The organism is Tindallia californiensis (assembly GCF_900107405.1).
Classification (GTDB): domain Bacteria; phylum Bacillota; class Clostridia; order Peptostreptococcales; family Tindalliaceae; genus Tindallia; species Tindallia californiensis.
Genome location: NZ_FNPV01000001.1, coordinates 31,458 through 55,833 on the forward strand (window position 1 = coordinate 31,458; position 24,376 = coordinate 55,833).

Genomic DNA, 24,376 nt, shown 5'->3' on the forward strand with positions numbered 1-24,376 from the left:
TTGGCTCCTTTCTAAATTCGACTGATATCATAAGGTGTTTCTTGGTATACAAAGTAGTTGAGCCAGTTGGAGAACAGTAAATTGGAATGTGCTCGCCAGGTAACAACCGGCTCTTTGGATGGATCATCGTAGGGGTAATAATTACGAGGAACTTCAATCTCCAGACCAGCTTTCACATCTCTGTCATATTCAGCTTTCAACGTCAATGGATCATACTCAGAATGACCAGTAACAAAAATGCTTTTACCATTAGCAGTAGAAGCAATATAAACCCCAGCTTCTTCTGATTCACAAAGGACTTCCAGCTCTTCTACCAAATCAATATCTTCCCTTCTCACTTCCGTATGTCGGGAATGCGGGGCCCATACAATATCATCAAATCCTTTTACCAGCCGATGATTCGACGTAAGAACTTTATGATTAAAGACACCGAATATTTTTTTTTCTACTGGATGTTTCGGTACTCCAAAATAGTGATACATAGCTGCCTGAGCTGCCCAACAAATAAAAATGGTGGAAAAAACATGGGTCCGTTTCCATTCCAAAATATTCTTCAACTCTTCCCAATAATAAACCTCATCAAATTCAAGTTTTTCAACAGGTGCCCCTGTTACAATCATACCATCAAACTTTTCATCCTTTATCTGTGAAAAAGTTTTATAAAAAGTTTGTAAATGCTCTTGAGCAGTATTTCTTGATTCATGGGTTTCCGGATGTAGAAGCGTTACATCAACCTGAAGTGGAGAATTTCCTAACAACCTCAGAAGCTGAGTTTCTGTCGTTATTTTAGTTGGCATTAGGTTAAGAATCAGAATTTTTAATGCCCTTATATCTTGAGAGTAAGCCCTGCTTTCTTTCATTATAAAAATATTTTCGTTGTTTAGTGTTTCAAAAGCCGGTAGATTATCTGGTATTTTTACTGGCATGATATTTACCTCCTTGTTCAGCTATTTAATGCTTGGTTCAGATCGTCGATAAGGTCTTCCGCATCTTCCAACCCTATGGAAACTCGAACCATGTCTGGACTGATGCCAGAATTCCGTTGCTGCTCTTCCGATAATTGAGCATGCGTGGTACTTGCTGGATGAATCACAAGAGATTTAGCGTCAGCTACATTTGCCAACAGAGAAAATATTTCTAATGAATCGATAAATTTTTTCCCTGCTTCTAGACCACCTTTGATCCCAAAGGTGAAAATGGATCCAACGCCTTTAGAAAAGTACTTTTGATAAAGATCGTTATAAGGACTGTCCTCTAGTTCTGGGTAGTTAACCCACGATACCTTAGGGTGTTTTTTGAGAAAAGAAATAATTTTTCTGGTATTCTCCACATGTCGCTCTAACCGTAAGGATAGAGTCTCAAGGCCCTGCAAAAACATAAAAGCATTAAAAGGACTTAAGGAAGCTCCAGTATCACGTAATAACTGAACTCTTGCTTTAACAATATACGCAGCCGATCCAAAAGTATCTGTATAGCAAATACCATGATAAGTAGGATCTGGCTCTGTCAAACCAGAAAATTTACCACTCTTTTCCCAGTCAAAGGTACCCCCATCCACAATAAGACCACCAATACTAGTTCCATGTCCCCCTATAAACTTAGTGGCAGAATGAACTACAATATCAGCCCCATGTTTTAATGGCTGAAATAGGTAAGGTGTCGCAAAGGTGTTGTCAATGATCACTGGTATTCCATGGCTATGAGCAATTTTAGCCACTGCTTCCAGATCAATGAGGTTTATATTAGGATTGCCTATACTTTCTAAAAAAACTGCTTTGGTTTTTTCATTGATGGCTTTTTCAAAGTTTTGAGGATCATCCGGTTGTACAAAAATAGTTTTTATCCCATATTTAGGTAGCTGTGCATCCAGCAATGTATAAGTTCCTCCGTACAGCGCGTTTGATGCTACAATTTCATCCCCTGCTTCAGCAATGTTCATAATGGCATAAGTCACTGCGGCGGCTCCTGAAGCCACTGCCAAAGCGGCTACTCCACCTTCAAGAGCCGCCATCCTTTTTTCAAAAACATCCGTTGTAGGATTCATAATTCGGGTATAAATATTACCAGCTTCTTCCAATGAAAATAGTTTAGCGGCATGTTCCACGTTGTCAAACACATAGGATGTCGTCTGATAAATTGGTACGGCTCTGGAACCCGTTGTCGGATCTGCTTCCTGCCCTGCATGGATTTGTAATGTGTCGAATTTTCTGGTTTTTTCTTTCATTTTTATCGCTCCTTTTTTTTGAGAATAAGAAGAACCTCTTTCGCAGGTGCAAAAGAGGTTAGATTGTTTCGAGTCTCTCATCTCTTAGGTGTTCACCTACAGGATTTGGCACCGTGCATTATATGCCGGTTGCCGGGCTTCATCGGGCCAGTCCCTCCGCCACTCTTTATAAGAGTAAGTTATTTAATTGATAGATATATTATCATCCTTTTAACGACTTGTCAACAGTACTTCCTCTCATTGAAACATTTGATCGCATCTATTTTATGTATTTTAGGAATATTTTTGATATGATTAATTTTTATGTTATACTTCATTATTATAATTCTTTTGATTCTGTCTGGAGGTAATTTAATTGTCTAATGAAAAAAGTGACTACACAATTAGACTTGCACAAAAAAAGGATTTACCAGCTATTACATTTATTTATAATCAAGGTATTTCGACTCGTTATGCAACTTTAGAATCGGAATATAAAAATTTAGATGAAATGAAAGAGTGGTTTATGACAAGGAACCCTAGGTATTGTGTTATCGTTTTAGAGTATGATGGTGAGATATTAGGTTGGGCTTCGTTAAATCCATTTCATTATCGTACAGCTTATGATGGAGTTGCCGATTTTTCAATCTATATTTCTGAAAACCATCGAGGAAAGGGTCTAGGCAAAGTATTGATGAAATATTTAGAAGATCTAGCAAGGGAAAATAAATTTTATAAACTCGTTTTGTTCACGCCAAATCATAATGAATCCGCAAAAAAACTTTATATGAATAGAGGTTTTCGTATTGTTGGCATTTACTATCATCAAGGTAAAATTGATGACAAGTGGATAGATATTGCAATAATGGAGAAATTACTAGGCAATAATCCCTCCACATAATGTCAGTCCACCACTTAAGTGGGCTGTTTGTTTTTATCTAAAAATTTCAAGACGTATTTTCAACCGTATACCCAATAATATTCTGAACTCGTTCAACATAGTCTGTAATAATTCCATCAATATCGTACATTAATACTTCTCTAATGTCGTCTTCTTCATTCACTGTCCAAACCCATACTTCTCTTTCGTCTTTTTTAGCGTTACGAATGAATTCTCTATTCAACATGCTCTGGTCAATTGCATAATAGTCTACATCTAATTGAGAAATATCACCTAATGCATAATACAGAATTTGACCTAAGTATAAATCAGGGTTTTGTTTTCTTATCATCTGTAATAACTCATAATCAAAAGATTGAACGTACACGCTATTCGCCATATTGGACCTTTCAATGGATTTCACTACTTCTTCGGCTAGAATCTCTATTGGTCCATAGGCTTTGACATCAATAATAACTTTTGCCTTCCCTTTGATTTCTGCAAGCACTTCATCTAAGGATACAACCGTTTCACCTTTAAAGTCTTCCGAAAAGCTGCTTCCAATATCAAGTTGTGACAACTCTTCATAAGTTAATTCAATAGGCCTTTCGGGAATGCCAGCTACTCGAGCCAAGCCCATATCGTGATTCAAGATGACTACGTGATCTTTGGATAGTTGCACATCAATCTCAATAAAATCCGAATGTTGTTCTAGTGCAGCACGAACCGCACTCATCGAATTCTCAGGTGCATTAATTGGATCACCTCTATGAGCTGCTATTTTAACATCTCTACCTAGATGAACAAAGTTTTCATTCAATGTATGTCCAATCATAAACGTTCCTAAAAGATTAAGCATTAAAATGGTCAATAATAAGGCCCTTCTTCTTTTAATTAAACGGGTAAAAAACCATTCTATTTTTTCTAATTTTTTGTTTCTAACTGTTTCAAATTCACCGGAGCTTTTCATCTTAGTTTTATTTCTCAAATAGTAAAATAACCTGGTTATGTATATGATGTTTATTGGCATGACAAGCATTGCCAGTATCATCCCAAGTAAACTATTAAAAGTAAGTATATAGGCTCCTAATAATCCTCCGGTTTTAATACCAATGTGAGAAGGTATAAAAGAAATAGCTGAGAAAATAATAAAACTTCCACCCACAATAATAATATTAAGAATTAGTAAGCTGGCTAAATGAATAATATTTCTACCTTCCGTCAATTTAGCGCTACAACTTATAGCTTTTCGTGCTGGTAAATTTTCCAATAAAATATAGTGCACTGCAAATATCCATCGCAACAATATTAAGGTAAACAGTGCTAGTATACTTCGATATACGTAAAGCATTATCTTGGAGTCCTGAATCATGTTCATCAGTATAGGCGGAACTTCTATTTTACTTGTTATTTCGGTGGCAACAGGTATATCAATAAGTGGTGCAACAACTAAAATAACAAAGATAAAATGAAGCATCCCTATACCAATAATTCTAGGAACAGAAAAGATAGCTGTTATGATAGCTTCCGATATAAATACTTTTTTGGAAAAAATTTTTCTTTGAGCTAACACAATAAGACCACCGAGTTCTATAAAAACAATCATGACCGAGATCGATGCAATAATGATAAGCCCTATTAAGCCCTCATAACTCAAAACGATTCTGAAAGCGTCTTTATTTATGAGTACACCTGCTCCCATCGAAATAATCAGTCGGTTAAATAAATAGCCTAGTAGCGGGATAAAAATAACACTGGTAAGAATTAAAAAAACAAATCCATACGCTATATATCCCCTATAATATTTTTTAAAATCTATTAAACTTTTCAGTAATAGATTGTTACGAATATTCACCATGTATTCTCCTTTTGAGATAAAAAATAATCAAAAACCGTACTGATCTATTCAGTACGGCCTAAGGACATTAGCTTACTATCGTAAATAATTATTTGCAATACCATGGTGGAGGCGAGGAGAGTCGAACTCCTGTCCGAAGGCTCTTTGTCGTCGCTTTCTCCGAGCACAGCTACTGTTTTGGATTCTCATCTCCTCCGCCGTTCAGTAGCAAACTGCGGATTTGACCAGCCTTGATTGTACAACGCAAAGTCAAGGCACCCTTTGCGACGTTCCCCGTTTAAATGACGTCACGACCCTGAATGACGGGACATCCAGGCGCAACGAGCTACCTTATATTAGGCAGCTAACGCGTAATTATTGTCTGCGTTTATCTTTAGTTGTTCCGTTCTTTTACGTGTACCCGAAACAAAACACGGCTCGCTTACGAAAACTCCAAACCCCCGTCGAAACCATTACGCCCCCTTCTACTGTTTTTGCCGTTCCCTAAGCTCTTTTTGGATCTTACGATCGGCATCCCTTTTTGCTATGTCTTGTCGTTTGTCATATTTTGCTTTTCCCCGAGCAACAGCCAACTCAATTTTAACTAATCCCTTTTTCAGGTAAACCCTTAAAGGGATCAGTGAATATCCTTTTTGCTGGACATACCCAATGAGTTTGCGTATTTCTTTCTTATGAAGCAACAACTTGCGAACACGCAAAGGGTCTGTGTTGAAAATATTTCCCTGTTCGTAGGGACTTATATGAACATTATACAGGAAAACTTCACTGTTTTCAACCCGGGCATAACCATCTTTTAGATTGACTTTACTTCCACGAATGGATTTTACCTCTGTTCCTTTCAATGCAATTCCTGCTTCATATACTTCTTCGATGAAATAATCATGTCTAGCTTTACGATTTTGTGCGATTACTTTCATATTGTCAGCCATTTTACTTCATTCCTTTTTTAATCAGTTCCTGTACTTCCAAGTCCGTTGGCAATGAACTTTGAGCACCCATTTTGGTTGTAGCCAATGCTCCTGCAGCATTAGCAAAACTTAGAGCATCCGTCATGCTTTTTTCTTTCATTAATGCTATCAAAAGAGCCGCATTAAAAGTATCTCCAGCTGCTGTTGTATCAATAGCATGGACAGCAAAAGGCTTTCCTTTCGTGGTTTTATCTTCATTAACCGCTATAGATCCTTTTTCACCTAAAGTTACAACTACTTGATTAACTCCTTTTTTTAATAAAGCTTGCACACCCATATCAGTATTTTCTACTCCAGACAAGAGTGATAACTCAGTTTCATTGGGAGTGATGATATCAATCAATGGATATAAACTATCTGGTAGTATTTGAGCGGGAGCAGGGTTTAGCAATATTCTTTTTCCTAAAGCCTTTAACCGCTTAATTCCATATTCCACTGTTAGCAATGGTGTTTCTAACTGAAACATGACCCACTCTGCATCTTCTACTAAATACAGTTTATCATCAATCCATTTTTCTGTCACATCATAATTAGCCCCTGGATAAACCATAATGGTGTTGTGGCCTTCTTTATCTATTGTAATAGAAGCATTCCCAGACGGAGTTTCAGTTCGCATGACTCCTTCTGTATTAACTTTTTCTATATTTAAGTGCTCCATTAATTGATCACCAAATCCATCTTTACCAAGGGCACCGATCATTGTAACATCGGCTCCTAGTCTAGCAGCAGCAACCGCTTGATTAGCTCCTTTCCCCCCTGGAACTGTCCTATAATGATCTGCCAGGAGTGTCTCTCCTTTTTGTGGCAACCTTTTTACTTGAAATATCATATCCATGTTGATGCTACCAATAACTGCAATTTTCATCGGCATACTCCTCCTTGATTGCACGCCTGCCTGATAGACTGAACAGTCCACTTAGCCAGACCAGAAATAGTCATGTTGTTCATAGTGCGCACATAAGTTTCAAGCTCATCTCCTATAGGAGCCTTCCATTTTTCTTCTATCCCATCAAGCCCATGAATAATACCTAGTATCGTAGCTATCTGCGCAGCGTTACAGTCAACGTCCCGTCCTGAAAGAGAAATAATTTCCATTGTTTTATTAAAGTCTCCATTGCCATACCACAAAGCAATCACCTCTGCTGCAGCATTGGGGTATGCATGGATCCAATTATACCTTTCATATTTCTCTTCACAAAGCCTCCACGCTTTCAGCCATTCATCATAACGTCGACACTGCTGTAGAGCAAATGTCACCACTTGAAAATATTCACTTTTTTCAGGTATGAGATTGATACTTTGTATCAGAATCTCCCGGACTTCTTTTTTTGAGAAAGCCATAGATACCATTATCGCATTAAATATTTCACCTATAATACCATTATTATAATGAGAAATAGAACCATCCATCCAAGCTAACCTTGCTGCTTCTTTAGGATTTCCAGGTGCTACCATGCCACAAATTGCACCCCTCATCTGTGCACCTATCCATTCATAAAAAGGATTATTGTTTACACCACTTTCTGGTGGATATATTCCTAGCTTTAAATTCCGAAGTGCAATATCTTCCGCAGACCAGCCAAAAGGAATAAGAGCTACCCATTCCTCTGCAATATCTGATGCTGTAATTTTATATCCTTTTTCAGAAAACGCTCTTAAGAATGCTAATTCATAAGTGATATCATCATTAAATGTATTAGGTTTGCGTAGATAGTCCTTCACCTCTCCAAATAGGCTCATAAGCTGATCTGTTGTATACCCTTCCAGTGCCGTCCCAATTGCTCCAGCAATAATTTGCGCTAACCAGCCGGCATGAATTTTTTCTAAAAATCCAGCTTGATTTACATCGATATATATTGAATCAGGAAATTTTACCGAAGATTCATATTGTTCCCAGCTGTAAAATTCTTCATAGGTCCAGTAAGTATCCTTTTGATTCTTAGGAGCCTTGAACAACTCATGAAAAATTCGTGCCGTAATCCGGTGAAGTGATGCCATATCATCAGTTTCCCATGCTTTTAGTCCAGGTTCTATCCATTTTTCAGCTTGCGATACATCCAACCCTCTATTTTCCATGTCTTGCATCGCTGCAATAATTAATCGCTCAGGTGCACCTGAACCAGGCACTTCACTATACCACCACATTTTCACTCGCTGGTCTTCTATATTCTCTGCCTGCTTAATGGAGCTCCAAGTTTGATCATCCTCTGAAAGAAGTTTTGGAACGGCATTTTTTATTAATTCCATTTCCATAAGCCGCGCTTTCATAAGACAGCCTCCTTTATTTTCAAAACATAAGCTGTGTTTTACCTTTTCCTATAACCATTAAATTTTCAGCTTGATATTCTAGGTTTTTTTGTACTTTTTTTTCATCTAGTTTTAGAGAACCTTCGTATTTTAACCATTTACCAGAAACCATCACGTTTCTTATATTGGAATGATCAGCGCTATATATGATAGCTGCTAACGGATCATAGACAGGCTGTGTAATGATTCCATTAAGATCCCAACAAATTAAATCTGCTGCACTTCCCGATGCAATCTTTCCACTATTAAAAGGAAGTGCCTGATGACCTCTCATCAAAATATTCCATAAGTCTTTCAACTTAAACTTTTCGGCATCTCCGGTAATATATTTTCCTATTAGCCCAAAATATCTGATCTGCTCCAACGGGTTAAGAGTGTTTGAACTTGCAGCACCATCTGTGCCAGAAGTTAGTGGCAATGTATCACTAAACTGCCATATTCTACCCATTCCCATAGCAAGTTTCATATAAGTTTTAGGGCTAATTGCCATGTAGGAATTGTCTCCTAACAGATTGATGTCATCTTTTGTAACCCAAAGACCATGAGCGATAATCGTTGGAAGATCAAATCCGCCTGCATCCGCAAAGATTTGAAATGGTGTTTTTCCATATATGCTCAAACTATCTTTTAATTGCTGTTCTGTTTCAGATAAATGAATGTGCAAACCCACCTTCATTCTAGAGGCTTCATTTACCATGATTTTAAGAGTTTCAGGCGGGCAAGTATACGGAGCATGAGGTCCTAAACGAAAAGATACCGTATTTCTATTTTTATAGTAGTGACTAATTAACTTAAGCGCTGACTCCAAATCTTCTCTAAAGGTAGGTGAACTACCAAAAATAGTAGTTGCAAAATCACAGCGAACTCCAGTTTTTCTAACAGCCTCTATGACCGTTTCTCCAAACATATAATGATCAGCAAAAGCGGTCACACCATAATGAATCATTTCACAACATGCAGCCATTGTACCTGCATACACATGTTCTTTTTGAATCTTGCTCTCATAAGGCCATATTTCCTTATTAAACCACTCATCAATCGCAACATCTTCTGCCAAGCCCTTAAATATATTCATAGGTGAATGGGTATGAAGGTTTACAAAACCAGGAGTAATCACCATCTTAGAAACATCTAAAATTTCTTTAGCTTTCCAGTGAAAATCCCATTTGTCTGCTATTATCTTTATTTCACCATCAGCGATAAGAATATGCTTTTCAGGTGTAAAGAAGCCGGATTCATTAAGAATACCGGCATTTTTAAGAATAACATCATATCTCATAGCTCTTTATCAACCCTCTTAACAAGTCTACAAATCTTTCCCTATCCATTTCTGTTGCGACCTGTGTATTTGGCTTCTTACCCGTAACACGCATCGTATCTACTACTGTTTTTCCAGTAGTGTAGTCTCCTTTTGTTTCCACCGTTACAAAGTAATCTTCTGTTTGTATTAGAGTTGGATCAATAGCAGCTGCTATTGCTGAAGGATCATGCATAATGGCGCCTTCAAAATTAAATCGGGAAGCAAATTCATGAATATGTTGCATCATTTCCTTTGCTAACCAAACGCCATTCTGTTTTGATGAATCACCCATACTTTCAATTTCATTTTTAGTAAGCCATGCTTTATGAGTACAGTCTAAGCCAACCATTGTAATAGGAATTCCCGATTCAAATACTATCTTAGCAGCCTCTGGATCTGCAAATATATTATATTCAGCGGCTGGTGTATCATTCCCATAACCGATAGACCCACCCATCATTGTAATGCGAGATATGCCATTCTTTAAAGTAGGATATTTCATTAATGCTATTGCAACATTACTCAAAGGACCTAATGTAATGAGATGGATTTTTTCATCGTTTTTAATACTCATTTCATAAAACAAATCCCAGGCCTTGGTACTCAGATATTCTATTTTAGCTTCCGGTAGCTCTACATGTGCCATTCCAGATTCTCCATGAACATGTCCAGCCGTTACCAACGGTCTCATAATCGGTTTTTCAGCACCTCTTGCTACAGGTACTGATTTATCTAAAAAAGAAACAATTTTCAACCCATTAACGGCTGTTTTTTCTGCCGTTTGGTTTCCTGCAACAGTCGTAATAGCTTTTACATCTAGTTTATCAGAAGCTAATGCCATAATCAGTGCAATGGTATCGTCTGTGCCCGGATCACAATCTATAATAACGGGTATCTTCATTGGATATCCCTCCTCTTACAATGTTTTTTCAAAGTTTCTAATGATACTTTTTAAGACTATCCATTAAAAGTTTTATAAATGCCTCACGATCCACATCATAGATAACCTCCGTATTGGGAATCTTACCAGTCACACCACGATAATCCACTACAGTAGCACCTGTGGTAAACTCACCCTTAGTCTCGATAGCTACATGCAGGTGTTTGGTCGTAAAGATATCTGGTTTAATAAGCCAAGCAACCGCACATGGATCATGAAGAGGACTACCTTCAAATCCCATTTCTTTGTGGAATTTAGCAAAAAAATCGAGCAGTTCTGCTACCATAACAGAAACTTTTCCACCTTGCAGACGAATAGATTCTATTTCTTCATCATATACTTGTGCCTTATGGGTAACATCTAAACCACTCATCGTGATAGGAATACCACTTTTAAAAACCACATCAGCTGCTTCCGGATCAACAAGAATATTAAACTCAGCTGCAGGAGTCCAGTTTCCACCTACTGCCGATCCACCCATTAAGGAAATTCGCTCTATGCGATCTTTCACATTAGGGACCGTTAACAGCAATGTAGCAATGTTCGTTAGCGGTCCAGTAGGAACCAACACTATTTTATCTTTGCTTGTCATAATAATTTCTTCCATCAGTTCAATAGCACCTTTTCCATAAGGTTTAAAGGTAGGCTCTGGCAAATAAGGTCCTTCGAGCCCACTTTCTCCATGTACCTCTGGTGCAATTTGCAATTCTCTCACTAATGGTTGGCTAGCACCTGGAGCAACAGGTATACCTTCAACTCCTGCAAAACTCAAAATACGCATGGCATTATTTAAGGTTTTTTCACTCGTTTGATTTCCACCTACCGTTGTTACTGCTTTAACTTCCAACTCCTCACTTGATATTGCAAGCAAAAGCGCTATTGCATCATCATGTCCTGGGTCACAGTCAATTATTACAGGTTTTTTCATACTCGATCCTCCATTTTTTGTCTTTTTGATGCATTTTTCTGTCTTATTGCATAAATAACTAATCCAATGATTGTCACCAGATACGGAAGCATTTGAACAAATTCTGATGGTATTTTAAAGCGTTGTAATGAGTTAGAAAGCGCATCCGCAGCACCGAATAATAGTGATGCCAGTAATATTCCCAGAGGTCTCCCCATACCCAAAGCTTCGGCAGCTAATGCTATAAATCCTCGTCCGGCAGTCATATCTGTAGAAAATCTGGATACATACCCCATCGACATATAAGCACCGCCAAAACCTGCAAATGCACCACTCAGTATTAATGCAATGTACTGAACCTTTTGAACGCTTATTCCCACGGATTCGGCTGCATGAGAGTTTTCTCCTACGGCTCTTATTTGTAATCCCAAAGGTGTCTTATATAGAAAAACATAGACTAAGAAAACGGATAATAGTGAAACATATGTTAAGATGTTGTGATTTGATAGAATGTCACCAAGTATAGGAATATTTTCCAGTATTGGTATACTAACTCGCGGTAATACCTGGCTACTAATTGATGACGATATCCCTCTATCTCCAGAAATAACAAAAAGTGCAAAAACGGTTCCTCCGGACGCCATAAGATTAATAGCAATCGCTGCCAATATTATATTTGTCTTCAGATTCAGCGCGAAATATCCTAACATTAACCCTAATAGCATCCCTATCAAAACAGCACCCACTAATCCCGCAAACGCACTGCCGGTGTATCCACTAATAACAACTCCAGTTAAAGCTGCTGTTAACATTGTTCCTTCCATACTTATATTTACTACACCTGCTTTAATGGAAATCATCGCTCCTAAGGTTGCGAAAAGAATAGGGGTGGTAACACGCAATACTGAATATCCAAAAGTAGTGGAGAAAATCAAATTAAATAAACTATCCATTGCTCACCCCTCCATTCTTCTGTGCTTCTAGCTTCATTTGCTCTTTGACAACGACTCGATGCTTCCAACCTGCTAGCAACCTTTCGGCTGTAACCAGCATAATCATAATCCCTTGAATGATCGCCACAACCTCACTGGGAACATCTGAAAACCTTGCCATTACATCTGCTCCAATTCTTAAATAGCCAAGAAAAATTGCAAATACTGGAATTAACAGCGGATTATTCCTTGACATGATAGCAACAATAACACCATCCCATCCATAGCCTGGAGATTGGAACCAAGTAAATCGGCTATACATACCCAATAACTCTACTGCACCACCTATTCCTGCTAAAACACCTCCAATAATCTGTGAATAAATAATAACAGCTGTTGTATTTATACCAGAGTACTCAGCAAATTTGATGTTTTGACCAGTCATTCGAAGTGCATATCCCCATTTTGTACGGAACAGAAATAAGTATACAAGAAAAACAAAGATAATCGCAATAATAAACCCAAAATGAAGCCTTGTGCCTGGCAGAATTCTTATAAGTCTAGCGTCAGGATTAAGACGGTAGGATGCCATAGCTCCAGCCATTTCATCTCGAAAATAATTGTTAATAATAAAAATACCAAACCAGAAAAGTATAAAGTTTAACATTAGTGATGAAACTAACTCACTTGCGTTTAACTTTGCTTTCAGAACAGCCGGAACAGTGCTACCGAGACCACCAGCTATCCCGCCTGCCGCAATAGCAAATATAGGCAGTATGATGGGAGGCATCTCAAAAGATATGGCTACTCCCGTTGCCGCTACCGCACCTATAAAGAAACCACCTTCAGCTCCCAGGTTAAATTGTTTCGCTGTAAACATCATAGACATTGCTAGACCAGTAAAAATTAATGGAACAGACATTTCCAAAATATTTCCAATATAGCGAGTGGTCGTAAGTGGAGCTACGATAAAATGATAGAGTGCAAATCTCGGATCCTCACTGACTGCAAAAATAATAACTAGTGCTAGCAATAATGCTACACCAATAGCCACTAATGTTCTTGCAGCTTCAAAAAAAATTCTTCTACCCACTTATTACACCCCCTATATCTTCCTCTGACATCCTTTTCAAGCCTAACATGTACATACCTAAATCCATTTCGTTAACCTTTGAAGCATCTTTAAAATATGCTACTATTTCACCTTCATACATCACTACCAAGCTATCACTTAACTCCATCACTTCGTTCAAATCTGCTGAAACAAGAAGCACAGCCGCACCTTCATCTCTTAGTTTTACAAGCTGTTTGCGAATAAATTCTGTAGAACCAACATCAATTCCACGAGTGGGTTGATTTGCAATAATCAACTGCGGCTCAGATGAAAACTCTCTGGCTACTACTACTTTTTGAATATTACCTCCTGATAGCATTCGTACTTGTTGTTTTTCTGAAGCACATTTAATATTGTAATCCGTGATCAATTTTTTTGTCAGCTGAGTCAGTTTTTTAACATTCATTAATACACCTACATTGTATTTCTTTTCATCAAATCGATCCGAGATAATGTTTTCTTCAATACTGCTGTCACCAGAAGCGCCATAAGTCATTCTATCTTCAGGTATATGTGAAACTTTAAGTTCTCTAACTTCTTTTACAGAAAGATTAGTTGAATCCTTATCTTTTATCCACACTTTCCCTTGTGAAGCTTTTTTCATTCCTGTTAGTAAATCTACTAATTCACCTTGACCGTTACCTTCTACCCCAGCAATTCCCATTATTTGCCCTTGCTTAATTTCCATTGATATGTTTTTTACAACAGAAGATCCATCACTACTATGATAAGTAATACCATCCATTTTGATCACCGTTGAGCCAGGTTTTGCCTCTTGTTTTTCGACTTTTAACATTACATCTCTTCCTACCATAAGCCTAGAAATTTCTTGTTCACTAGTATCTTTTGTGTTATGAATGCCCATACTCCTACCATTCCTAAGAATAGTTAAACGATCTGTAATCTGCTTAACCTCTTTTAATTTATGGGATATAAATATAATGGTAAGTCCTTGATTTTTTAAGTTTATCAATTCTTCAAATAATTCTTTTGTTTCTTGAGGCGTTAGAACGGCTGTAGGTTCATCTAATATTAGTATCTCTGCGCCTCTCACTAAGGCTTTGAGAATTTCAATTTTTTGTTTTTTACCAACAGCCAATGTTTCTACAACTGCTTTGGGGTCAATTTTAAGATTGTATTTTTTTGATACATCTTCAGTAATTTTAACAGCTTGATCATAGTCAAAAAACACGCTATTCTTTCTTGGTTCAATTCCCATCACCATGTTTTCTGCAACTGTTAAACTGGGAACCAACATAAAATGCTGGTGCACCATACCAATTCCATAATTAATAGCATCACTTGATGATGCAATGTTAATTTCTTCTCCCTTATAAATAATTTTCCCTTCCTCTGGTTGTTCCATTCCAAATAATATTTTCATTAAAGTCGATTTACCTGCACCATTCTCTCCCATTACAGCATGGATTTCACCTTTACGAACAGAAAAGTTAACATCTTTATTTGCCATTACTCCATTGGGATATACTTTAGTAATTCCTTGCATGCTTAATATTTCTTCCATATTTGCAGAACACACCTCCACCCTCAAAACTCCCGTCCTATTTGGGGCGGGAGTTTCTCTATTATATTATGTAAAATAAGGACAGGCAGAACAACATCTGACCTGTCCTCTTGCGTAAATTTATTGCTATTATCGCCATTACTACTATGGACTAACAGAATCCCGAATTTCGTCTAACTCTTCAGTAGACATACCTAAAGCTGATCTCACTGTTATTTCACCAGAATCAATCAGATCTTCAATTTCTTTGATATAATCTCTAAGTTCTTGGTCAACGTTTTCCTGGTAAAAATCATTATTGGCTAATCCTACAGCTTCCTCTTTAATACCTAAAGCTTCTGCTTCACCATATGGTAATGTTCCTTCAAGATGCATTTCTACAGCTCTTAATATTGAATTGTCAACACGCTTTAACATAGAAGTCAAAACAAAAGCTGCTTTTTCAGGATCCGTTTCTGCAAATACCATTGCCTGATCCGAGTCAACTCCTATTGCATATCGGCCAACTTCTGCTGCTGCATCAATTTGTCCTAATCCTGCTTGTCCTGCAACATTAAACCCAATATCGACACCGTCGTTATACTGAGCAAGGGCCATCTCTTTTCCCCGAGGTGAATCAGAAAAATCACCTATATAGGAAACATATACTTTAATATCTTCATCAACATAAAGCGCACCGTCAATATAGCCTACTAAGAAATCATTAATAACTGGAATATCCATACCGCCTAAGAAGCCAATCATATTCTGACTATTATCAGCATATTCCATATCAGAACCCGTTACGTGTGCTGCTAAAACACCTGCTAGAAAAGCACCTTCATTTTGCTTATATTGAATAGAGTACACATTATCTAATCCACCTAAGCTGTAATCAACAGAGGTATCAAAAATAATGTATCGGTTGTCAGGAAACTCAGGAGCTACTTCTTCTAAGAATTCCTGCATTTGCCAAGTACCAAGAACAATGATGTCCCAATCTTGCTCAGATACATCCCATAGAGTTGGTTCCCAACTTGTTTGGTCATAGGACATTTCAATCGTTCGAACATTTGCACCTAACTCCTGTTCGATTAGCTGCATACCATTATGAGCTGAATCAAAAAATGATCTGTCTCCTAATGTACCATTAATCAAAAGCACAATGTCCAGTTCATCTTCGCTAGGCTCTACTTCTTCACCATTTTCTACTGATTCATCAGTATCTGTCGGTTCAGCTGGCTCAGCTGGCTCATCCGAACCACCACAGCCCGTAAGAGCAAGCGACAAGATAAGCACGATCATCAATAACACACTTCCATACTTTTTCAACAGTAATTCCCCCTTAATTCTTTCTTTTTTTATGGAACGATAACGATTAAATTATCATCCGCATAGTAATTTTACTTCAATTCTGACTCTCCGTCAATGACTTAGATCATTTTTCAAATCATCCACAATTGATAAATGAATTTCTCGCCTTTTCACATCAACATCCTCAATTTTAACCATCAAATAATCGCCAATGCTATATGTTTTTTTAGTTTTTTCTCCAGTTAACTTTAACTGTTTCTGGTCAAACCTATAATAATCATCATCCATATCACTCAGTCTTGTCAAACCTTCTACCGAATTTTCAAGTTCAATAAAAATACCAAAAGAAGTAACGCTAGAAATAAAACCATTATAATGACATCCTATACGTTCTTTCATAAATAATGCTTTTTTTAGATCTTTTGATTCTCGTTCAGCTTCTTCTGCCTTCCGCTCCATCTCCGATGCATACTTAGAGATTTCTTCTAGTTTTACTGTCATTTTATCTTGAGCTGATTGATCTAAGTCGGAAGACGCTTGAATATGTTCTTTTATAATTCTGTGTATGGCAAGATCAGGATATCTTCGTATAGGCGACGTAAAATGACAATAATGCTCTGCTGCTAATCCATAGTGACCCAAAGGTTTTGTCGTATATCTAGCTTTTTTCAGAGATCTTAGCATCATAGCATTAATCATTTTACCTTCTTTTTTTTCTTCTACTTCTTTTAATAATAACTGTAATGTCTTTGGATGAATTGAATTGAATTGTCCTTTCAGCGTGTACCCAAAATGATAGATGAATTCTTTGAATTTTAATAATTTTTCTGAATCAGGTTCTTCATGGACTCGATAAACGAAAGGGTTTTTCAGCCAATAAAAATGTTCTGCAACCGTTTCATTACAAACCAGCATAAATTCTTCGATCATTCGATTGGCAATTCTTCTTTCTTCAGGGATAATGTCAATAGGATATCCAGTATTATCAAGAATCACCTTAGACTCTGGAAAGTCGAAATCAATAGCTCCTCTTTCCTCTCGTTTTTTTCGTAAAGCCTGACACAACTCTTTCATCTTAAAAAAGCTATCCGACAAAGCTTTGTATTTAGCTATTAATGTTTCGTCATGATTTTCAACCATATCGCTTACATCATCATAAGTCATCCTTGCATCTGTTCTAATAATCGTCTCCGCAATTTCGTAGTCTTCAACAATCCCACTAGTATTAATTTTCATTATCACAGACAAAGCTAACCTGTCTTCATTAGGATTAAGGCTACAGATACCGTTGGAAAGCTGATGTGGTAACATTGGCAAGACTCTATCTACTAAATAAACACTTGTAGCCCTTTTAAATGCATCTTTATCTAATTCAGTTCCCTTTTTAACATAATGTGCTACATCGGCAATATGCACTCCCAGTTGAAATGTGTCAGAATCTATTTTTTCAATGGAAACAGCATCATCAAGATCTTTTGCATCTAAACCATCGATAGTCACCATAAGAGTATCTCTAAGGTCTTTACGATGCTTTATCTCCTCTTTACCTATTTCTTGTGAAATCATTTTTGTTTCTTTAACGGTTTTTTTTGAAAAAGACTCTGGTAAGTGATGTTTTTTAATAATCGCTCTTAAATCTGTATCTGGAGAATTTGGATCTCCTAAAACTTCAACAATTTTCCCTTCCGGATTTCTGCGATTTTCTGGCCATGAGGTTATTTTGCATACAATTTTATGACCATTAGGAGCTTTACTATTCTGCTTTCCAGGCAGAAAGATATCCGCATGAAATCGATGATCATCAGGAACACAAAAACCATGATTTTTTGACTTTTGAAAAGTTCCAACTACTTCTGTTATTCCCCGCTTTAAAACACGAACAATTTCTCCTTCAGCCTTAAATGCCTCAGAAGAAGTTTGATTCACTTTAACTAGAACAAGATCTTGGTGCAATGCACCATTCATCATATTAGAAGGTATATATACCGAGTTAATTTCTGTTCTGTCAGAATCAACAAAGCCATATCCTTTCCAGTGACCAACTAACACCCCAGTCATAAAGCCCATTTTTTCCGGAACGCCATATCTACCAGATCGACTTTTCATTATTTGTCCATCTTTTTCCATCTCGTTCAATATGTTAGTAAATATTTTCTTTTGATTCCAATCGATGTCCATTGCTTCCATTAGTTCAACCAAAAGAAGTGGTTTATACACTGATTCTTTCATATACTCAATCATTTTTTCTTTGATATCATTTCCTCCTATGCTAATATTATCATCCCTACATCATTATTAATGTTGGAATTTTCATTGCTTTCACTATTATTTACCCTTATTTTATATAAAAGTTACATTAACTTAACATTTTATTTGATAGTAGCCTAGCAATTATTATCATATGAATCACTACCATCAAAGGCACTCCTACTTTGAATAATACTTTCTGTGTTTTATGTCTCCACGTCACCATACCAGCCCATACCCCCAATGCACCTCCTATTAGAGAAATTAGGAATAGATGCTTTTCAGCAATTCTTTTTTTATTTTTTTTCGATTGTTTTTTATCCCACCCCATCATTATAAAAGCAATAATAACAACAGCTACATAGTATATGATTAAAAACATATGCCACCTCAATTTCTTTGTCACTCGCTATGGTTATGATATAATCTCTAAATGAAAAAATCCCCTTTCAGCTGACAGCCGAAAGGGGATTTTGTTAAAATAACCCGGTCAATGCTCCACCAAAAGCAATAAACAAAGGTGCAAACACAACGGACACAATGGTCATAAGCTTAATAAGTATATTAATAGAAGGGCCAGAAGTATCCTTAAAAGGATCACCTACAGTATCACCAACAACAGCAGCTTTATGGGATTCACTTCCCTTACCACCATGATGACCTTCTTCAATATATTTTTTTGCATTATCCCAAGCACCACCAGCATTCGCCATCATAATTGCCAATAACACTCCTGCTCCTAAAGCTCCTGCTAATAAGCCACCAACAGCAGCAGGACCTAACAAAAGTCCCATCAAAATAGGAGCCAGTACGGCTAATAAACCTGGGATAACCATTTCCCTTAGAGCCGCAGCTGTACTGATATCTACGCAATTTGCATAATCAGGTTTGCCGGTTCCTTCCATAATACCTTCTATCGATTTAAACTGTCTTCTTACTTCTTCAATCATTTCATTCGCCGCTTTCCCAACAGCTTCCATCGTCAATGCTGAAAACAAGAATGGTAGCATAGATCCAACAAGTAGTCCAGCGATTACCGTCGGCTCTGTCAAGTCTATTGAAGAAAGACCTACAGCCGCTGTATAAGTTGCAAAAAGAGCTAATGCGGTCAATGCAGCCGATCCTATGGCAAAACCTTTTCCGATAGCCGCCGTAGTATTTCCAACAGCATCCAGTTTATCTGTTATTTGACGAACGCCACTAGGCAACTCGCACATTTCAGCAATACCGCCTGCATTATCAGCAATAGGTCCATAGGCATCAACAGCTATTGTCATTCCTGCTGTTGCAAGCATGCCAACAGCAGCTAATGCAATACCGTAAAGTCCTGCTGACGTATAGGCTACTAAAATCCCTACAACGATAAAGAGAATTGGCCAAACAGTAGAAAGCATTCCTACGGCCATACCACTAATAATAGTAGTAGCTGGTCCTGTTTCTGATTGTTTTGCGATTCGTTTTACCGCTTCATAATCACTTGATGTATAAACTTCTGTTACCTTTCCAATCAACATACCCACAATAAGACCAATCACAACAGCAAAAAAACCACCTAAGTCACCTAGTAAAGATCTACTAAGCATAAACGCTGCAACTACTGTTATTGCACCACTAACATAGGTTCCTCTGTGTAAAGCTTTAGCAGGATCTGCATCATCATCACCTTTAACAAAAAATGTAGCAATGACAGAAGCAATAATACCCACAGCTGCTAAAAGTAATGGAAATAAGGCTCCGTTCATTCCATGAGCTATCAAACCAAGAGAAATTGCTGATATAATGGAACCTACATAGGATTCAAATAGATCTGCACCCATACCAGCTACATCTCCAACATTATCCCCCACGTTATCGGCAATAACTGCTGGATTTCGAGGATCATCTTCCGGAATTCCGGCTTCAACCTTTCCTACAAGATCAGCACCTACATCCGCCGCTTTAGTATATATACCACCACCAACTCGACCAAAAAGAGCGATAGAAGAAGCTCCCAGTGCAAAACCGGTTATAATAGACGCAGCAGATTCTGCCCCTTCAGCAGCACTTATAAAAATAAACAATCCACCAACGCCAAGTAAACCAAGTCCTACAACCGACATTCCCATAACAGCTCCACCAGAAAACGCAACGCCCAGTGCTTTATTCATACCACTTTCTTTTGCTGCATTGGCTGTCCTTACATTTGCTTTAGTAGCAACTTTCATACCAAAAAAACCTGCAAGTCCTGAGAATAATGCTCCTATTAGAAAACAAACAGCAGTCAATACATTTATTCCAACAGCTAACACAATCGCCAGTACAACAACAAAAATAACAAGGGTTTTGTACTCTCTTTGTAGGAAAGTCATCGCCCCTTCATGTATGTAGGAAGCTATCTCTTTCATTCTATCTGTTCCTACTTCAACTTTTTCAATTTTCTGTGCCAGCATATAAGCAAAAATGAGTGCAATAATACCCGCCACAGGCGCCGCATAAAAATAATTCATTTACTGTGTCCCTCCTATTGAGTTTTAAATTTCTAATTATTATGCTACTGGATCGCTACAAGAATAATTGCAACAACAATAAACATTACCGCACCTGCTGTCGTTACTTTTTTCAATATTCCTTCATATCCTCTGCCTTCCTTACCAAATAACTGCTCCGATCCTCCGGCTATTGACCCAGACAGCCCGGCACTTTTCCCAGACTGAAGCAGTATACTTGCAATCAGTACTATGGAAGCTATTACTTGTAAAATCATCAAGACAATTCTTAACCCATTCATATCTTAACACCTCCTATACTATGTCGTTAACAAAGCTATTCTATCATAGAGACATTGTAAAATCAACAGCATTTTAGCATACACCCTGAAGCCATAGAATCCTTATGGTTACAGGGTGCATGCGTACACTTGAGCTGATTAAAAAGCATTATATCTTATTTGTATACAATCAGATACCTAAGATTCATATCTTTAGATATTCTATTTATTTTAGATTATAAAAAACATCGCCACTATATTGAGCTGTATCACCTAACATATCCTCAATCCTTAATAATTGATTGTATTTTGCAACCCTATCCGTTCTTGCTGGTGCTCCCGTTTTAATCTGTCCAGCGTTAACAGCTACAGCAAAATCAGCAATAGTATGATCTTCTGTTTCACCAGATCGATGAGAAATAACGCAAGTAAACCCGGATTTTTTAGCCATTTCAATAGTATCCAACGTTTCTGTTATTGTACCAATCTGATTTAGTTTTATAAGAATGGAATTAGCACTTTTTTCTTCTATTCCACGCTTCAATCTTTCTGTATTTGTTACAAAGATATCATCTCCTACGATTTGGATTCGCTGACCTAGTTTTTCTGTCATTTTGGCCCAACCTTCCCAGTCCTCTTCAGCAAGACCATCTTCTATAGAAATAATTGGATATTTTTCTATCAGTTCTTCATAGTAATCAATCATTTCATCTGCGTTTTTATTGACTCCTTCACCAGATAGTTCATATTGCTGTTTTGCTTCGTTATAAAAGCTAGACGCTGCAGCATCTATAGCAATCTTAATGTCATTTCCTGGTTGATAACCTGCTTTTTCAACAGCTTCTATTATTATTTTCAGCGCCTCTTCATTTGATGCTAAGTTGGGCGCAAAGCCACCCTCGTCTCCAACTCCAGTACTAAGGCCTTTTTCTTTCAATACATTTTTCAATCGATGATATATTTCTGTACACATTCGGAGTCCTTCCGAAAAATGATTGGCTCCTAAAGGCATAATCATAAATTCTTGAATATCAACATTATTATCAGCATGTGCTCCTCCATTAAGAATATTCATCATCGGAACTGGCAACTGTTTGCTATTCACTCCACCTAAATATTGATATAACGGCAATCCAAGACTTTGAGCAGCCGCTCGTGCACTTGCCATAGAAACCCCTAAAATAGCATTCGCACCAAGTTTGCTTTTATTCATCGTCCCATCTAATTGAAGTAGCGTCTGATCAATTCTTATCTGATCAGTTACATCCATCCCTATCATTTCTTCCGCAATATGCTCATGAACATTTTTCACTGCTTCCTGAACACCTTTTCCCATATACCTGCTTTTATCACCATCTCTTAGTTCCACAGCTTCAAAAATACCCGTCGATGCCCCTGAAGGCACAATCGCGCTACCTATATTTCCGTCCTCTAAATAAATTTCCACTTCTATCGTTGGATTTCCTCGCGAATCAAGTACTTCTCTAGCATGTACATCTGTTATAATTGACATTTTTCATCCTCCTAAATACGTATTTATATTACTTTAATACTGACTAAATACAGAATACTATTCGCTAATGTCTTCCACTTCAACAATTTTCATACATGGTTCTTATCTAACAAGCAATGAACGACCAGACATTTCCTTTGGTTTATTCATATTCATTATATCTAAAACAGTCGGTGCTAAGTCACATAGTTTTCCTTGTTGTCGGAGCTCTACACTACCTAGACCAGCAAGCATTAGGGGAACCGGATTGGTTGTATGGGCTGTCACCGTATTCCCAGTTTGTACATCTATTAATTCTTCAGCATTTCCATGATCAGAAGTAATTAATATAACGCCTTCAAGTTCAAGAACTTTTTTCACAATCATACCCATGCATTCATCCACGGTCTCCAAGGATTTAACAACCGCTTCCATTACACCTGTATGACCTACCATATCCGGGTTTGCATAATTCACTACAATGAAATCCGCATTGTTGGAATCTAAGTACCGCAGCAATTCTTGCGTTACTTCCGAAGCACTCATTTCAGGTTTCAAATCATAGGTGGCTACTTTTGGCGACTGAATAAGAATTCTGTCTTCGCCTTCGGATGGTTTCTCAACACCACCATTAAAAAAGTAAGTCACATGAGCATACTTCTCAGTTTCTGCTATTCGAAGTTGCTTTTTACCATTTTGAGCTAATACCTCTCCTAGTGTATTGCGTAGCTGTTGTGGTAAAAAAGCAACTTTTACTCCTTCGATCGTCTGATCATATTGAGTCATTGTGACATAGCATAAATTGACAGGTTTTTGATCTCTTTCAAAATACGAAAAATGTTTGTCTATAAAAGCTCTTGTTATTTGTCGTGCCCGATCGGGTCGAAAGTTAAAGAATATTACTGAATCACCTGTCGAAATTTGATTTTGCTGCTGATTGGCTTCATTAATGATTGTTGGCTTTATAAATTCATCATTTTCGCCTCTTTTATATGCTGATTTCACAGCATCTACTGCCGTTTCAGCCTTTATCCCAACGCCTTTGGTCATGGCATTATATGCCAGTTCAGTTCTATCCCATCGCTTATCACGATCCATCGCATAATAACGACCACTAACAGTTGCGATACGTCCTAACCCAAGAACATGAATTTTCTTTTCCAGATCTTCAATATACGAAACAGCGCTTTGTGGAGGAGTATCTCGCCCATCTAAAAAACAGTGAATGGCCACTTTACTTACATTCTTTTGCTTCGCCATCTCCAATAATGCAAAAAGGTGTTCCATGTGACTGTGCACGCCACCGTCTGATAATAATCCCATTAAATGAAGGGTCGTGTTCTGATTGCTTGCTTTAAGCATCGCTTCAGAAATCTGTGGATTGTTAAAAAACTCACCTTCTTCAATGGCCTTGCTAATTCGTGTTAATTCTTGATAAACAACCCTTCCTGCACCTATATTCAGATGACCAACTTCAGAATTACCCATTTGATTTTGTGGTAATCCTACGGCTAACCCACTAGCTTCTAACAGTACATTGGGATATTTATTAAACATTCCCTTAAAGATAGGCATGTTTGCTTTAAACACAGCATTACCAGTCTCATTATCACTTATTCCTAGTCCATCTAAAATCATCAGCACTACTGGATTTTTCATCATTG

At 37.5% G+C, this 24,376-nt stretch carries 20 protein-coding genes, 1 other RNA gene and 1 riboswitch; of the genes, 1 reads left to right on the forward strand and 20 read right to left on the reverse strand.

What is annotated here, in order from left to right; translation table 11 throughout:
* Positions 1–11 precede the first annotated feature (11 nt).
* Entirely contained in the window at positions 12–926 is a 915-nt protein-coding gene (gene metA, locus BLV55_RS00180; RefSeq protein WP_093309682.1) for a homoserine O-acetyltransferase MetA, read from the reverse strand.
* A gap of 17 nt (positions 927–943) precedes the next feature.
* Complete coding sequence (locus BLV55_RS00185) at positions 944–2,224, reverse strand: O-acetylhomoserine aminocarboxypropyltransferase/cysteine synthase family protein (RefSeq protein ID WP_093309685.1); 1,281 nt, start codon at positions 2,222–2,224, stop codon at positions 944–946.
* A gap of 74 nt (positions 2,225–2,298) precedes the next feature.
* Positions 2,299–2,399, reverse strand: a riboswitch (SAM riboswitch).
* Between the two features lie 180 nt (positions 2,400–2,579).
* Here BLV55_RS00185 and BLV55_RS00190 point away from each other — a divergent pair.
* Positions 2,580–3,104 (forward strand): arsinothricin resistance N-acetyltransferase ArsN1 family A, encoded by a 525-nt coding sequence (locus tag BLV55_RS00190; RefSeq protein ID WP_176968177.1) that lies wholly within the window; start codon positions 2,580–2,582, stop codon positions 3,102–3,104.
* A 46-nt stretch (positions 3,105–3,150) separates the two neighbouring features.
* Here the strand turns inward: BLV55_RS00190 and BLV55_RS00195 are convergent, their stop codons facing one another.
* From BLV55_RS00195 to gpmI, 18 genes are all read right to left on the reverse strand, one after another.
* Complete coding sequence (locus BLV55_RS00195; RefSeq protein WP_176968178.1) at positions 3,151–4,938, reverse strand: glycerophosphodiester phosphodiesterase family protein; 1,788 nt, start codon at positions 4,936–4,938, stop codon at positions 3,151–3,153.
* Positions 4,939–5,044: 106 nt separating this feature from the next.
* Positions 5,045–5,403: a transfer-messenger RNA gene (ssrA, locus tag BLV55_RS00200) on the reverse strand.
* Positions 5,404–5,405: 2 nt separating this feature from the next.
* A complete protein-coding gene (gene smpB / locus BLV55_RS00205; protein WP_093309689.1) occupies positions 5,406–5,870 on the reverse strand; it encodes an SsrA-binding protein SmpB in 465 nt (154 codons plus the stop codon).
* Position 5,871: 1 nt separating this feature from the next.
* Positions 5,872–6,774, reverse strand: a complete 903-nt coding sequence (rbsK, locus tag BLV55_RS00210) for a ribokinase (RefSeq protein WP_093309690.1) — start codon at positions 6,772–6,774, stop codon at positions 5,872–5,874.
* Positions 6,771–8,177: an ADP-ribosylglycohydrolase family protein gene (locus BLV55_RS00215; RefSeq protein ID WP_093309693.1), complete on the reverse strand. Its 1,407-nt coding sequence runs from the start codon at positions 8,175–8,177 to the stop codon at positions 6,771–6,773. Before BLV55_RS00215 ends, rbsK begins: the two co-directional genes overlap by 4 nt.
* Positions 8,178–8,196: 19 nt before the next feature.
* Positions 8,197–9,495, reverse strand: coding sequence for an amidohydrolase family protein (locus tag BLV55_RS00220; RefSeq protein ID WP_093309696.1), 1,299 nt, complete (start codon positions 9,493–9,495; stop codon positions 8,197–8,199).
* Positions 9,485–10,417: a nucleoside hydrolase gene (locus BLV55_RS00225; RefSeq protein ID WP_093309698.1), complete on the reverse strand. Its 933-nt coding sequence runs from the start codon at positions 10,415–10,417 to the stop codon at positions 9,485–9,487. Before BLV55_RS00225 ends, BLV55_RS00220 begins: the two co-directional genes overlap by 11 nt.
* A gap of 37 nt (positions 10,418–10,454) precedes the next feature.
* Complete coding sequence (rihA, locus tag BLV55_RS00230) at positions 10,455–11,384, reverse strand: pyrimidine-specific ribonucleoside hydrolase RihA (RefSeq protein ID WP_093309701.1); 930 nt, start codon at positions 11,382–11,384, stop codon at positions 10,455–10,457.
* Positions 11,381–12,316 (reverse strand): ABC transporter permease, encoded by a 936-nt coding sequence (locus tag BLV55_RS00235; protein WP_093309702.1) that lies wholly within the window; start codon positions 12,314–12,316, stop codon positions 11,381–11,383. Before BLV55_RS00235 ends, rihA begins: the two co-directional genes overlap by 4 nt.
* A complete protein-coding gene (locus BLV55_RS00240) occupies positions 12,309–13,388 on the reverse strand; it encodes an ABC transporter permease (RefSeq protein ID WP_093309705.1) in 1,080 nt (359 codons plus the stop codon). Before BLV55_RS00240 ends, BLV55_RS00235 begins: the two co-directional genes overlap by 8 nt.
* A complete protein-coding gene (locus tag BLV55_RS00245) occupies positions 13,381–14,934 on the reverse strand; it encodes an ABC transporter ATP-binding protein (protein WP_093310507.1) in 1,554 nt (517 codons plus the stop codon). The genes BLV55_RS00240 and BLV55_RS00245 overlap by 8 nt, the downstream gene beginning before the upstream one ends.
* 144 nt (positions 14,935–15,078) lie before the next feature.
* Positions 15,079–16,245, reverse strand: coding sequence for a BMP family ABC transporter substrate-binding protein (locus tag BLV55_RS00250; RefSeq protein ID WP_207645991.1), 1,167 nt, complete (start codon positions 16,243–16,245; stop codon positions 15,079–15,081).
* A gap of 93 nt (positions 16,246–16,338) precedes the next feature.
* Positions 16,339–18,501 (reverse strand): ribonuclease R, encoded by a 2,163-nt coding sequence (rnr, locus tag BLV55_RS00255; RefSeq protein ID WP_330386557.1) that lies wholly within the window; start codon positions 18,499–18,501, stop codon positions 16,339–16,341.
* An 82-nt stretch (positions 18,502–18,583) separates the two neighbouring features.
* A complete protein-coding gene (locus tag BLV55_RS00260) occupies positions 18,584–18,856 on the reverse strand; it encodes a DUF1294 domain-containing protein (protein WP_093309710.1) in 273 nt (90 codons plus the stop codon).
* Between the two features lie 94 nt (positions 18,857–18,950).
* Positions 18,951–20,960 (reverse strand): sodium-translocating pyrophosphatase, encoded by a 2,010-nt coding sequence (locus BLV55_RS00265; RefSeq protein WP_093309712.1) that lies wholly within the window; start codon positions 20,958–20,960, stop codon positions 18,951–18,953.
* A gap of 44 nt (positions 20,961–21,004) precedes the next feature.
* On the reverse strand, positions 21,005–21,241 hold the full coding sequence (gene secG, locus BLV55_RS00270) for a preprotein translocase subunit SecG (protein WP_093309714.1): 237 nt from the start codon (positions 21,239–21,241) through the stop codon (positions 21,005–21,007).
* A gap of 205 nt (positions 21,242–21,446) precedes the next feature.
* Positions 21,447–22,733 (reverse strand): phosphopyruvate hydratase, encoded by a 1,287-nt coding sequence (gene eno, locus BLV55_RS00275; protein ID WP_093309716.1) that lies wholly within the window; start codon positions 22,731–22,733, stop codon positions 21,447–21,449.
* Positions 22,734–22,835: 102 nt separating this feature from the next.
* A complete protein-coding gene (gene gpmI, locus BLV55_RS00280) occupies positions 22,836–24,371 on the reverse strand; it encodes a 2,3-bisphosphoglycerate-independent phosphoglycerate mutase (protein WP_330386543.1) in 1,536 nt (511 codons plus the stop codon).
* Positions 24,372–24,376: the final 5 nt, after the last annotated feature.